12 protein-coding genes are annotated in these 12,620 nt (G+C 42.6%); 3 read left to right on the top strand and 9 right to left on the bottom strand.

Translation table 11 applies throughout. The annotated features are described in order from the left end of the window. Positions 1-217: 217 nt before the first annotated feature. The 4 genes from H6G92_RS14280 to H6G92_RS14295 form a co-directional block, all read right to left on the bottom strand. Complete coding sequence (locus H6G92_RS14280) at positions 218-2,467, bottom strand: sensor histidine kinase (RefSeq protein ID WP_190894339.1); 2,250 nt, start codon at positions 2,465-2,467, stop codon at positions 218-220. Between the two features lie 111 nt (positions 2,468-2,578). Beyond that, positions 2,579-2,884, bottom strand: a complete 306-nt coding sequence (locus H6G92_RS14285) for a CpeR family transcriptional regulator (protein ID WP_190894340.1) — start codon at positions 2,882-2,884, stop codon at positions 2,579-2,581. Between the two features lie 188 nt (positions 2,885-3,072). After that, positions 3,073-3,810, bottom strand: a complete 738-nt coding sequence (locus H6G92_RS14290; protein ID WP_190894341.1) for a phycobilisome rod-core linker polypeptide — start codon at positions 3,808-3,810, stop codon at positions 3,073-3,075. A gap of 43 nt (positions 3,811-3,853) precedes the next feature. Further along, positions 3,854-4,717 (bottom strand): phycobilisome linker polypeptide, encoded by an 864-nt coding sequence (locus H6G92_RS14295; protein ID WP_190894342.1) that lies wholly within the window; start codon positions 4,715-4,717, stop codon positions 3,854-3,856. 232 nt (positions 4,718-4,949) lie between these two features. On the opposite strand from H6G92_RS14295, the gene H6G92_RS14300 reads away from it, so the two are divergent. Then, on the top strand, positions 4,950-5,627 hold the full coding sequence (locus H6G92_RS14300) for a response regulator transcription factor (protein ID WP_190894343.1): 678 nt from the start codon (positions 4,950-4,952) through the stop codon (positions 5,625-5,627). A gap of 179 nt (positions 5,628-5,806) precedes the next feature. Here H6G92_RS14300 and H6G92_RS14305 read toward each other — a convergent pair whose 3' ends face one another. Next, a complete protein-coding gene (locus tag H6G92_RS14305; protein ID WP_190894344.1) occupies positions 5,807-6,229 on the bottom strand; it encodes a lysozyme inhibitor LprI family protein in 423 nt (140 codons plus the stop codon). 190 nt (positions 6,230-6,419) lie between these two features. On the opposite strand from H6G92_RS14305, the gene H6G92_RS14310 reads away from it, so the two are divergent. Then, the gene (locus H6G92_RS14310) at positions 6,420-7,391 is read left to right on the top strand and encodes a YegS/Rv2252/BmrU family lipid kinase (RefSeq protein WP_190894345.1); all 972 of its coding nucleotides are present in this window, start codon (positions 6,420-6,422) and stop codon (positions 7,389-7,391) included. A gap of 86 nt (positions 7,392-7,477) precedes the next feature. Further along, positions 7,478-9,040, top strand: coding sequence for a metallophosphoesterase (locus tag H6G92_RS14315; protein WP_190894346.1), 1,563 nt, complete (start codon positions 7,478-7,480; stop codon positions 9,038-9,040). 123 nt (positions 9,041-9,163) lie between these two features. On the opposite strand, the gene H6G92_RS14320 is transcribed toward H6G92_RS14315, so the two are convergent. The 4 genes from H6G92_RS14320 to H6G92_RS14335 form a co-directional block, all read right to left on the bottom strand. Beyond that, positions 9,164-9,571 carry a hypothetical protein gene (locus tag H6G92_RS14320; RefSeq protein WP_190894347.1) on the bottom strand — a complete coding sequence of 136 codons (408 nt, stop codon included), beginning with the start codon at positions 9,569-9,571 and terminating at the stop codon, positions 9,164-9,166. Positions 9,572-9,834: 263 nt separating this feature from the next. Next, a complete protein-coding gene (locus tag H6G92_RS14325; RefSeq protein WP_190894348.1) occupies positions 9,835-10,269 on the bottom strand; it encodes a CAAD domain-containing protein in 435 nt (144 codons plus the stop codon). Between the two features lie 195 nt (positions 10,270-10,464). Further along, positions 10,465-10,923 carry a BON domain-containing protein gene (locus H6G92_RS14330; protein WP_190894349.1) on the bottom strand — a complete coding sequence of 153 codons (459 nt, stop codon included), beginning with the start codon at positions 10,921-10,923 and terminating at the stop codon, positions 10,465-10,467. A gap of 131 nt (positions 10,924-11,054) precedes the next feature. Further along, positions 11,055-12,329, bottom strand: coding sequence for a histidine kinase (locus H6G92_RS14335; RefSeq protein ID WP_190894350.1), 1,275 nt, complete (start codon positions 12,327-12,329; stop codon positions 11,055-11,057). Positions 12,330-12,620 lie beyond the last annotated feature (291 nt).

The following is a 12,620-nucleotide window of genomic DNA, read 5'->3' on the forward strand; positions in this document are numbered from 1 at the left end:
TCTGGTTTGCTTCTTCTGTGGCAACAGTGGTTCAATGATTTCCCACTATGAATCGCTTAAGCTGCTGGAGTACGGCATTTATTTCTTATCTTACCCTCTGTCTCAAGATCCCAAATGGGTTCTATAGCGGTTCTCGTTTACGTGAGATACACCCGTAGGGGCACGGCAGTGCCCCTAGCTCGTGATGTAATGTTGTACCGCATCTGAATGGGAACCGCTATAACGGAAGAGCGATCGCACAAGTTGTACCAATTCCTACCTCAGTGGTGATATTAATGTCACCTTGGTGTAAATCTACACACTTCTTAACCACAACCAATCCTAATCCTGTACCAGGAATGCTTCTGACATTCTTACCACGATGAAACGGCTCAAACAGCTGCTTTTGATCTGCTAGCGGAATTCCAATACCCTGATCTTGAACCTGGAGAATCACTGTATCTGATTTAAACTCCAAACCCAGATGAACATTCCCTCCTTGAGGAGAATATTTAATTGCATTCAGCAGCAAATTAGACAGAATGGAACGCAACAACCTTTCATCCACCAAGGCAGGAACAGCTTTTCCTTGGCAAACAAAACTCAGTGTGTGTCTCTCATCTGTACTTAGGCGCATTTCTTCCACAAAATAACCGCAGAATTCTTCTAAATCTAGGAGTTTGGGATTAAATTCCAGTTTTCCAGTTTCGGCTCGATTGATGGTCAAAATATCATCTAACATTTGAACCATATTTTTGACAGAGAGTTGAATTCGCTGCAAGTTCCTCAGTCGCTTAGAAGAGTCATCCCATTCATCCTGACAGTTCTCCAGCAATTGAGCAGCTGCTAAGGCAGTACTTAAAGGAGTGCGAAACTCGTGAGATGCCATTGAGAAAAACCGTGTTTTGAGGACGCTGAGTTCTCTCTCTCGCTCTAGTGCCATCCGAATTTCATCTAACCGCTTGCGCCCGGTAATGTCACGTTGTACTGATATCCAGTGAGTATACCAGCCGGTTTGATCGGCTACGGGGACAATGCTAAATTCATTCCAGAATTCAGAGCCATCTTTACGATAATTAATTACCTGAACGGTAACTGTTTCCCAACGAGATAGCGCTGTCCAAACTTTATCCAGTTCAGCCCGACTTGTTTTCGCTCCTTGAAGGATACGGGGCGTTTTACCTAAAACTTCTTCCAGGCTATAACCTGTGATTCGGGTGAATGCTTCATTAACATAAATAATATTCGGTCCAGGTTCGCCAATGGGCTGCGCTTCAGTGATAACTACAGCGTCATTGGTATTTACAACCACAGATTGCAGCAAACGTACTTGTTCTTCCTGCTTCTTTTGGTGTGTGATATCAGCAATTACTGCCACCATCCCGTTGATACTATCGTCACTATCATGCAAGGGAGCAGCAGAGAAAATTATATCGATCGCAGTGCCATCTTTTTTAAAACGGCGCAATTCCACTCTGGTATAAGTTGTTCCTTGCAAAATGCTCTGTTGGAGAGTATTGTATTCCTCTAATTGGTCATCTAAAAAAATTGGGTTAGCACGGTTAATTACCTCCGCCTCTGTCCAGCCAAACATGCGTTCCGCAGCAGGATTCCAGATTTTCACATTCCCTTCTAAATCAAGTGTGAAAATGGCCCGAGGAGAGGCAGTAATTAGAGCTTGCAGCGCGGCTTGCGTGCGCTGACGTTCAGCAATTTCTGCTCGGAGAGAGACATTGGCTTTAGCTAACTCTTGAGTCCGTTGTTGAACGCGGTGTTCTAATTCAGCGTTGAGTGTTTGCAGTTGTTTGTAAAGTTCGGATTGTTGGATGGCGATCGCAACCTGGGTTGCAAGTTGCTTCATCAACTCAATTTCCCAAAATTCCCATATGCGGGTGCGATCGCACTGATGGGCAATTAATAAGCCCCAAAGATAAGGGGGAGAAGCAGGTGTTTTACTATCTCGTTGTTTATCCGCTTGCCGATTCTCTTGTAGAATTGGCACTACCAACTTTGCTTTGACACCAAACTGTTTCAGGAAGTCTGCTAAACATGGTTCTACATCTGCTTGTTCAACATTAGCGATCGCACGGGTTTTTCCTAATGAATAAGCTTGATGATACTCTCTAGGAAACACTTCTTGTGGAAAGGTTTCTCCTAAAATTTTTGTATATTCAGGTAGAACTGTTTCAGTAATTGCGCTACCTGTGCCATCTTCCCAAAGGCGATAAATTAGCACCCGATCTGCTTGGAGAAACTCGCGCACTTCGGCAACGGTGGTAGTAAGAACCTCTTCTAACTCCAAAGACTCACGGATATGTTGAGCAATCTGGTTTACTAGTCGCTCTCGCTCAGTTTGTTGCCGCAGCACCACTTCTGCCCGTTGCCGTCTAGTTACTTCTAAGTTGAGAAAATAGTAAATTGTCCCTAATGCAACAACGCTAAAGCCAATACAGATTGGAGCGAGATTGATAATACTAAAATCCGGCATGAGCATGGTTGTCAGCTAGGATGGTTGATTGATACTGATGAAATCAGAGTGAGCAACGCATCAAGTAGTTGTTTGGCAAATCGTATAGAAGTCGCTAGACATCAAAAAATTTTAACAATTTTTATCAAATCTAGTATAGAAACCACCATACTTAAACCAGTATTGCCTTAACTGATGACAAGGTGTAAATAAGCTGGCTTTGACACGATAAAGAAAAACTTGACGATGATCGCCCATCCAAATTTTGTCAACCGGCTCAACAGAAATTAATGTTCCTTCTAGGGCAACTATACACTCAGTAAATCTCTCAACGCAAGAATAGTCTATAGTTTCAAATATAAAAAAATGGCCTGAACAAATTAAATGGCGACTTCTTATCCAACATTGGAGCTTTTTATGCGCTTGTGGCGGCAACATTGTTTTGCTTCAAAGAATTTGATATGAATGCATTGTTTACATCGGTTTTTATATGAATCAACTTCTTGCATAAATCATTTTTGTTTCATGCAGAGATGCAATGAAAAACGCTTAATGGCCTATTCTGGCTTTTTCAAAAGTTGAGTGCGATCGCTATATTTGGCGATCGCACTCCGCTTAATTCTCAGCTAGTATCCGCCGAATTTTGGCAAATAACCAAAAGCAGTTAGCCAAGTAAACAAGACAATCACTCCCAGCAGTGAAGCTAATAGCCATAACACTACATCTCTGTCAGAACTGCGTAGGAAGGTTTGTAAATTAAAAGGCTCAATCTCCTTTCTCATGATGGGAAGCGGCAATTTGTCACGATAATCTTCGCCGTAACGAGCCATCCTAGCAAAAGGTAATTCACCTTGAGAGCGTCCTTGTAAAATCCGTCGCCGTTGATAGGGAACTGTATTGTAACCGAAATTACTAATGTATTCTCCGCTATCCACCAAAGCGTCGATAAATCCTTCTAGTCCTTTGGTAGCTAGCACAATCGACCAGGCTAGTTTTTCGCGTTCATTGTAAACTTCACGGCCCAAGAAGCGCTGCACGCATATCTGCACAAAGCGATAGTTGTTATTGCTTTCGTAATTAAGTCGCCGAAATGCATCAGATATTGCTAACCCTCGAATGAAATCCCTGACTGTGATTTGACCATTTCTCAGTTGGGATTCTAAAAAGGGTTGGCGGTTGCAATCTAGCATCTGTTGTTCGTGGAAAATCTGGCGATAAGCTGCCGTAATCAAGGCATCCATTTCTACTGATGATGGCAGATGTTCGGCTGTATAAATTCTAGGTTGCTCGTCGCCAAGAATCTCATATCCAGATACACGGTGATTTCGAGATGAAGGGGAGTAATTTAACAAAGGTATAGGCATATTAAAGCTAGAGATTTAAAGGGATTGGGCATGGGGCATTTTACTAGTTAACAAGGGTGATACTGGCAATAACACCGCCTTGCTGGTGAATCCGCTGATACTCTTGCGATAGTTTATTAAAGGGCACAAGATAGACTTGGTTGCTGCGGCGAAATGGAGAAATCTGGTTTACTGTATTTGCCCGATAACCAGTGACTTCCAATCGATACACCTTACCTTCATCACTAGCTGCTACACCATGAAGGGTTCTGGAGCCAAGTGGTGGATTACGGAATGTTGCACCATCGCTAGCAGGTGAAACCACAGGGGTAGGGGTACTTTGAATTACCAAGCTATTCAACCGAGGTTTTTTACCTGCCAAGTTGCCTTTGAGGCTGCTACTAGAGGCACCTCGGACTAATTGGAATATATGGGTAAACTGCACTATGTTCTGACAGGCTTCGGTTTTGTAGCCTCGAATATAAGGCACAATGTTTTCCCCAAAGGTATCTTGGTACTCGTTGCTATCAAGATAGGAATCAATTTCAGCCTCAAAGCCTTTTTCATCCAGAATAGTACTGTGCGATCGCATTTCTTCCAAATCAATAGGAGCGCGACCGAGCAAATGCCTAAAATTCAACTCAATTGCCCGATAACGAGGACAACTGCTAAAAAACCGGGAACGATACAACTCAGACTTCGCTACCAAACGGACAAACTCGCGGACGCTGATTTCACCCCGCTTAAACTGCGACTCAGGAACAGTGAGCCGCTCGCTTTCCATCACATAGGCATTTCCTAAAACCTGTCTGTATATAACCCTGATGAGAGCTTCAAGTTCTTCTGCCGAATAACCAGGCACCCCTCCAGTTGAGTGAGTGTCTTCAAACAGGCTGACACCTAAACGTGAACTTGGTCTAAAAGCCATTTTCTGAAAATCTCCTGGCTAAACATAGAGTTCTTTGAGAACGTCTAAAGGAGGTTATTAGAACCTACATAGAATAGAAAATTACATACTAAAAGTAAGGAAATCGCTCAGGAAATGGTAAAGAAATCGGAAAGAAGCAACGAAAACTAGAAATTGTTACTTTTTGCAATATTTTCTCAAGGAGAGTTCGCAAATAGTTTTAAACATAACTTGTATAGTTAAAAAAAATGCTATGCGAATTCTCTTAGTTGAAGATGATGTACGTCTTGCCGAAACTTTAGCAGAAGCTCTTACAGACCAACGTTATATGGTTGATGTGGTGACAGACGGTGAGGCAGGATGGAATCAAGCCAAAATGCTGGATTATGATTTGCTGCTGCTGGATGTGATGTTGCCAGAACTCGATGGAATTAGTTTATGCCATCGGTTGCGATCGCACAGCTACAGTATGCCTGTTCTCATGCTGACTGCTCGTGATACCGTTAGCGATAAAATCACCGGACTCGATGCGGGAGCAGATGATTATGTCGTTAAACCAGTGGATTTGCAAGAACTATTTGCACGAATTCGCGCCTTGCTTCGTCGAGGTAATATTTCATCGCCGCCGATTTTAGAATGGGGCAATCTCCACCTCAACCCCAGCACTTATGAAGTGAGTTATGGGAAAAATATGCTACATTTAACCCCAAAAGAGTACGGAATATTAGAGTTATTGCTGCGAAATGGTCGTCGTGTCCTTAGTCGCAGCGTGATTATTGAACATATTTGGTCGCTAGAGTCTCCTCCAGAAGAACATGCGGTGAAAGTTCATCTCAGAAGTCTGCGTCAAAAGCTCAAAGCAGCCGGAGCTTTTGAAGATTTTATTGAAACAGTTCACGGTATTGGCTACCGTCTTAAACAACTCAACTAAAATGTTGTATTTAGCCCTCCTCAGAAGAATTCAGCTATTAGCAAAACTCTGCGTTCCTACCCTGTGGGAAGGCGAAGTGCTATTATGCATTTACTCTGAGTTGAAAAACATTAACTTTTTCAACGCAGAGGTTTCCGATTTTTTCGCTACAAATTTTTGAAATCATGTATTTAGACTACTTAAGGGTCGGATTTAAGATATTCCTGTAATTCTTGGGTACGCAGTTTTGTAGTATTTTCTAGACAACCAAAAAAAAATGTAGGGGCAATACTTCCTCCCTCATATCTGCTTCTTTCAAACTCACAATTGGTATCCCGAAACTTAATCCATGCTTGCTGTGCAGCAATCAATTTCTGTTTTCTAGACCTTTCTAAGGTAGGTAGCAATTGTTGATAAACTTGATTCAGTTTTTTATCTGCATTCTGATAAGATAACTTCGTGCATTCATTAATTGCTCTTTGAGTTTGAGGATTATTGCAGTTGAGCTTTTGAACTAAGCGCATATCGGATAAATTAGGCGTTGTGCCTGCTATTGTCATGGTGGGGGTATCTAAACTGCTGAGAGTTAGAATACTTGCTAAAACTAGTAAGAATTGGCGCATGGCGAAAATTTTATTGTTTAAGTAAGGACAAAAAATACTAAAATACACGTCAGCATTGTTAAGTTACGACACAGAAGACTTCTGACCTGCTTACAAAAGATAAACCAGTCGGCAGAAGGAAGTCGAAATTTCACAAGAATGCTAGAAAGAATTTGGTATTTTAGTGATCTAAGTTTAGCTTTTATATTTTATGAATCGTTCCGCCTGTCTTATCTTCAATCCAGTTGCCGGTCAGGGTGACCCAGACATAGAACTGGCAGAAATTCGGGCAATATTAGAGCCAGAAATTGACCTAGATATTTATCTGACAACTGAAGAAATCGACGCTGACGAACTGGCCTATGCAGCGGTAGAGCGAGGGGTAGATGCAATCATTGCTTCGGGAGGAGATGGAACCCTCTCAGCGGCAGCAGCGGCTTTAATAGGTACTGAGATTCCATTTGGGATCATTTCTAGAGGAACAGCAAACGCTTTTGCTACAGCTTTAAACATTCCTGACACGATCGCAGGTGCATGTCAGACAATTTTGCAGGGAGGAACCCGCAATGTAGACGTAGCCTATTGCAACGATCGGCCAATGGTGCTCTTAGCAGGTATTGGCTTTGAAGCTGAAACTGTAGAATTGGCAGACCGAGATGCCAAGAATCGCTTTGGAATGATGGCCTACGTTTTGGCAGGAATCCAGCAACTAAGAAACTTAAAAAACTTTGATGTTGAAATTGAAACTGAAGACAAGATCATTAAAACTAGTGCCTGTGCAGTTACAGTAGCAAATGCCGCGCCTCCCACTTCAGTCTTAGCTCAAGGGCCAGCAGGTCTGATTTATGATGATGGCTTACTAGATTTAACGATTGTAGCTCCAGCTAACAAAGCAGGAGCGATCGCAGCTACATTTCATCTATTTCAAACGGCTTCTACAGGTAACGCCGTAGAACGGAATGATATTGGCTTTCTACGAGCCAAACAATTTAAAATTACGACTGAGCCACCACAAAAAGTTGTTCTAGATGGTGAAATCGTAGGCACAACACCAGTAGAAATTAAGTGTGTACCAGCAGGTTTGAAAATTTTTGTGCCATTAGTAGAAGAAGTTGAGCCTACAGAAAAACTGGAGGGACTCCCCAATTTGACTGTTGAAATGAAAGACACAGTAGAGGAGTGAAACAAAGCAGGGGAAGCAGGGCGAGAATAACAAGTGAGAAAAGACTCTTGCCCGATTCCTAATTGAAAACTCAGGAGTAGGTTGCATTGAAACTTGTATCTGATCCAGCGATCGCTAACAAAATTCGTAAAATGAACCAGCGGGTACGCTGGCAAGATCCGTTAATTGTAGAACGGGGTATCGACCAAACTCGGCTGGTGTTGGAAGATGGGCAAACAGACAATTCTGAGTTCTCATTTTTAGTTGTAGGTGATAGTGGTTCCGGCAAGCACCGAGGACACAATCCCCAGCGACAGGTGGCTGAAATGATGCTGCCCCATCACAACGAATCCCGTTTTATGTTGCATATGGGGGATGTGATCTATTTAGTGGGATCGAGTGAATACTACCAGCAGAACTTCATCCAGCCCTATCGAGAGTTTATTTTGGGGGGAAACCATCCCAAAGGTATTGCCTATGACCAGATGGTTTTTAAGCTGCCCATTTTACCTGTACCGGGAAATCACGATTACTATAACTTGCCGATTCTCTTGAGCTTTGCCTCCCTAACAACATTACCCATTCGTCGCCTGTTGCGATCGCGGTTAGACCTAGATGTGGGCTTGCATGGCTCAGGAACTGGTAAGGCATACGCACGGGCGTTTCTGGACTATCTCAAGGCGTTTCAACTTCCAGAAGAGTTAGCCAACCACTTAGATAAGTACTACACAGCCAAGACAGATACAGGTCGTTGTCTTTGCTATGAACCTGGGCATTTTACCCGCCTTCCCAATCGCTACTACACTTTTCGCTATAACGGGATTGATTTCTTTGCCTTGGATTCTAATACATTTAACGATCCACCGCCCCTACCTAAAACAAAAGAAGGTAACGCCGATCGCAGAATCTTAGAAAAACGTCGTGAAGATTTAGAGCAAGAAAAGCTGCAAATCATTGAAACTTCAGCCAAGCTTCGTCCAGAAAACCCCAGCGAAGCCGACCAATTAGACGACTTTCACGCCAAACTGTCACAAATTGAAGAAATTATTGTTGATATCGACAAGCAATTAGCTGTTGATAAAACCACGCTGACTGACACTGAACAACTAGACTGGCTCAAGCAAAGATTAATTGAATCTTGGAATAACTCTGAAGTTCGGGGAAGAGTGATTTATTTCCATCATCCTCCCTATGTAACTGAAGCCACAAAGTGGCAACAAGCACAAACTCTGATAATTCGCGATCGCCTCCGTGGTGTGCTGGATGCGGTAGCTAAAGAAATAGGTTCCCTAACTCAGGGGCGTTCTTTGGTCGATTTGGTATTAAACGGTCACGCCCACTGCTTGGAACATCTAGAGACAATGGATACAGGACACGCTGATTCTCATATCCACTGGATTGTTTGTGGCGGTAGCGGCTTTAGTTTGCGCCGCCAGCGAATTGAGGGAGCAGATTTGATGGAGACTTTTGGCAATGAAAATAGATTAGTGGCGCGATCGCATCTCTTCATTGGTCGCAACGGTGAAGGTTCTCAGAAGCGACGACCTTACTCAGGTTTACGCATTGACGTTAAAGGCGATGGTCAACCCAAGTTCATTGTCCGTCCCTTGGTTGCCGAATGGTATCAGCGGCAATGGCATCATCGTGAACTTGAACCCTTGATTATCTAGTAACATACTTCTCGAAATATTGTCCCCATAAATATAAACAGAGACGCAGTGATTGCGTCTCTAAAAATCGCCTATTTAGCCTTCTGAAGTGTTAATTGCATCCAACAAAAAGGATGATGTTAATTAAATTATTCCTGGGCCTCTACCGCGTTTGTCACCTTTATCGGTCAACTTGCCTTCCTCGTCCTGATTTATTTCTCCGAGTTCTTCAACGCGTTGGGCGGTATCTTCAGCTGCTTGTTTGCGTGCATCGCCCGGTTCTTCGTAATACATTTCCGGTTCAACTGCATAGTTGTTCAACAAACCTTCTTTGTCCACGGTGTATCCATCAGTGGTGCGTACACTTCCTGGATCAGTTTGGTCATCCGTAGGGGCATCTGCCTCCCTTTCTTCTGTGGGGAGTGTTTTGTAGAGATTTCCCTCTCTTTCCATTCGAGCAGCTGTTTCCGCTGGGATAATGCCGCGATCATATGTATCTACTTCAGCTCGGTCAGATGAATCTATATCTCTCTTAACTGCTTCATTAGCCATAATTTATGTCCTCGTTAAAGAATCTATTAAATAACTTCAAAACCTAGATTAGGCTGTTTTTCATTTCCGTTCTACTATCTTTAGAAGGGATTTTAAACTAAATATAATGTTATGTTCTCTATCTTTTGATGTATCCGAAAGATTAAGATTAAGTCCGGTTAAATACTTGTAATTTACCTTCATTAACAAAACAAGGGGCATTAAGCCCCTTGCCAAAGTAGACAAACTTCCATTCCAGTGAACTAGTTTAATGGTTTGGAAATTTATTCGCCTACAAATTGGTTTTTCAGCGATTGAATTTCATCGGCTAATTCTTGCCGAGTTGAAGCTTTAAGTAGATAACGGGAAATAAACCAAGCGGCGTAACCAATACCAATTAACTCAAAAGTCGGTGATAGTAGCGGAATATCATTGATGGCATCCAGTAGTGCAAGTACTACCTTGGCCGTAACAATCGCCGCCAAAATTAAACCAACAGTTGTTAGAGGCTGCTTGTAATCTTGAAAAAATCGACCTAAGTATTCGGGGAGTTGCTCCAAAAATTGAGAAACTTGTCTGCTAATTTGCTGCCATTGTGATTCAGGTTCAGCTGCTGGTGGTAACTTTGGCAAGTTTGCAGTATCTGTACCTTCAAGTGCTAGCGTACCTTCTGAGAAGGAGGCATTAATGGATTCACGTTGCTGTTGTTCAGTTTCCATAGTTTTATTTTCGGCAATTACAAGAGTTTCTATAACTGACTGATCGTCAATAAATATAATTATTAAGGTCGTCAGTTGTCAATTATTAATGGTCAGTAATAAGTATAACTGACCACTAAAACTGAGTAGGGGCATCTAAATTTATTTATGATTTATTTATGCCTACATACTCACTTGGATTTATTGTTAGCTACCTTAGCTTTGTGGAGGTGCAACAGTTGCTTTAACAACTACAGTTTTAACACCTTTAATTTCCTTAGCTAAACGTTCAATTTTAGCCAATTCCTGCTGATTATTTACAGTTCCTGCGACAGTGACAGTTCCATCATCTGCTGCATCAACTGTTAGTTGACCCTTGGGTATGTTTGCCTCCAACTTGGAGCGAACTTCACTTGCTAGGTCACCTGTAGCTCTTTGTGTATCGCCACCAGTGGCATTATTTCGCTGTTCGCGGGCACGGATATCAGAATCAAGTTGTCTTCTGCGAACTTCACTTTGAGCGTCTTGTTGAGCCGCTTGTGTTGTTTGTGCAGTTGGTGCAGTTGGTGCTTCGTCAGGAGCGGGCGCAGTCACAGTTGTTTTAGAAGCGTTATCACAAGCCGCAACACCAAAAACTAGAAGGCAACTAATTAAGAAAGGAGTTAGCTTTTGCATATGTTTAATTCTGAATCGGAAAGTGAAATTTGTGGAGTTTGTTGATATTCACGGCATAAGTGAGGAGCAAAGCTTTTATTTACTTGCTCCTGTAATTTCAGGAAATTGGTGTGAGTGACAACTAGCTTGGGTTAGAGCGTTTCATCCCGACGGTCAACAATGACTACAGCAGGATCGTCTCTATGAAGGTCTGTTGAGTAATTGGTGCGATCGCTAACTGCGGTATCGTGATGCATCACTCGGTCTAAACCTGAGCGATGTTCGCCTAAATCAGTAGCATCATAGGTGGCAAATTCTTCAATACCGCGACGGTTGAGAATTGCTTCTGCTTGGTGGATTTCAGCTTGCGTACCATCGATAATTACCAAGTAGTCGCCTCTTTGGAAGCGATCATTATATACTCGCGCCTTGTCTTCAGGAATTCCCAAGCCAACGAGTCCGCCAACAAGACCCCCAGCCGCTGCGCCAATCGCACCGCCAGCCACTGTTGATGCCAAAGCGGTCGCTGCTGCACCACCTGCAATCACAGGCCCGACTCCAGGAATCGCTAAAGTTCCAAGACCAACTAATAAACCAGTTAAGCCACCTAGTACGCCACCTGTAGCAGCTCCAGCTTTTACACCCTCGTCTGCTTTATTTCCTGTCCCGACATTTTTATCTACATCTACACCAGCGATCCCATGACCGCTTGTATCTTTGGCAATGATGGAGACTCTACTTAAAGGAAAACCTGCATCTCGTAATTCTGTTAGTGCTGCTTCTGCATCTCGGCGATGAGAAAAGACTCCAATCGCGCGTCTGGCAACACCACTATGAGCAACATTAGAAGTTGGAGCAACATAATCAGCATTTGCAGTTCTAGCATCTGGGTTGTCATAAATGCCAAACTCTTCGACACCCCGCTGATGCAAAATTGCTTCTGCTCTGGCAATTTCTGTATCTGTACCATCTAGGATCACTAAATAGTGTCCTCGTCTGACGCGTTCGTCGTAAACTCTGGCTCGTTCTTCAGGAATTCCTAAACCAATCAATGCACCAAGCAAACTACCAGCTACTGCGCCAATACCTGCTCCAGCGAGAGTAGTAGCTAAGGTGGTTGCGGCGGCTCCAGCCAGCATAATTGGCCCGATTCCAGGAATTGCCAAAGTACCAAGACCGACTAATAAGCCAGTCAATCCGCCCAAAGCACCACCTGTAGCTGCTCCGACTTTAGCGCCTTCGTCAGATTTATCACCAACGCGATCGCGTACTTCAGCGCCAGCAATATCATCTCTGTCTCCATCCTGCGTAATGACAGAGACTCTGTTCATGTCAAAGCCAACTTTTTTTAATTCATGTAGCGCATGTTCAACATCTCGGCGATGAGAAAATACACCAACAGCACGTTTATGTACACCTACAACCATTATTTTGTCTCCTCAGCAAAAATCAATTATTCACTAATTTATAGCTCCTAATAACCCTTATTTATACATGTTTTTATTTCATTTTCATCAATCGCTTGGAAGAATTTTTATCTCTATCATTAGACATAGGTGTTTTTATCTAAAGTTAGTAGAAAGCTTTAAGTATCAAATAAATCATGTCTTATAAAATAAAGTTTCAACTATCATTATTAGTTTTTTAACTAATTGAATTTAACTAAAAAATTATTTGTTGAATATAAGTTACAACAAAGGCATTTAACTATATCTAGG

The organism is Nostoc foliaceum FACHB-393, from assembly GCF_014698505.1.
GTDB lineage: Bacteria > Cyanobacteriota > Cyanobacteriia > Cyanobacteriales > Nostocaceae > Nostoc > Nostoc foliaceum_A.

Excerpts from the sequence above, each read along its gene's own strand:
- H6G92_RS14280 (WP_190894339.1), bottom strand. The coding sequence starts at position 2,467 with ATGCCGGATTTTAGTATTATCAATCTCGCTCCAATCTGTATTGGCTTT.
- H6G92_RS14285 (WP_190894340.1), bottom strand. The coding sequence starts at position 2,884 with ATGTTGCCGCCACAAGCGCATAAAAAGCTCCAATGTTGGATAAGAAGT.
- H6G92_RS14290 (WP_190894341.1), bottom strand. The coding sequence starts at position 3,810 with ATGCCTATACCTTTGTTAAATTACTCCCCTTCATCTCGAAATCACCGT.
- H6G92_RS14295 (WP_190894342.1), bottom strand. The coding sequence starts at position 4,717 with ATGGCTTTTAGACCAAGTTCACGTTTAGGTGTCAGCCTGTTTGAAGAC.
- H6G92_RS14300 (WP_190894343.1), top strand. The coding sequence starts at position 4,950 with ATGCGAATTCTCTTAGTTGAAGATGATGTACGTCTTGCCGAAACTTTA.
- H6G92_RS14305 (WP_190894344.1), bottom strand. The coding sequence starts at position 6,229 with ATGCGCCAATTCTTACTAGTTTTAGCAAGTATTCTAACTCTCAGCAGT.
- H6G92_RS14310 (WP_190894345.1), top strand. The coding sequence starts at position 6,420 with ATGAATCGTTCCGCCTGTCTTATCTTCAATCCAGTTGCCGGTCAGGGT.
- H6G92_RS14320 (WP_190894347.1), bottom strand. The coding sequence starts at position 9,571 with ATGGCTAATGAAGCAGTTAAGAGAGATATAGATTCATCTGACCGAGCT.
- H6G92_RS14325 (WP_190894348.1), bottom strand. The coding sequence starts at position 10,269 with ATGGAAACTGAACAACAGCAACGTGAATCCATTAATGCCTCCTTCTCA.
- H6G92_RS14330 (WP_190894349.1), bottom strand. The coding sequence starts at position 10,923 with ATGCAAAAGCTAACTCCTTTCTTAATTAGTTGCCTTCTAGTTTTTGGT.
- H6G92_RS14335 (WP_190894350.1), bottom strand. The coding sequence starts at position 12,329 with ATGGTTGTAGGTGTACATAAACGTGCTGTTGGTGTATTTTCTCATCGC.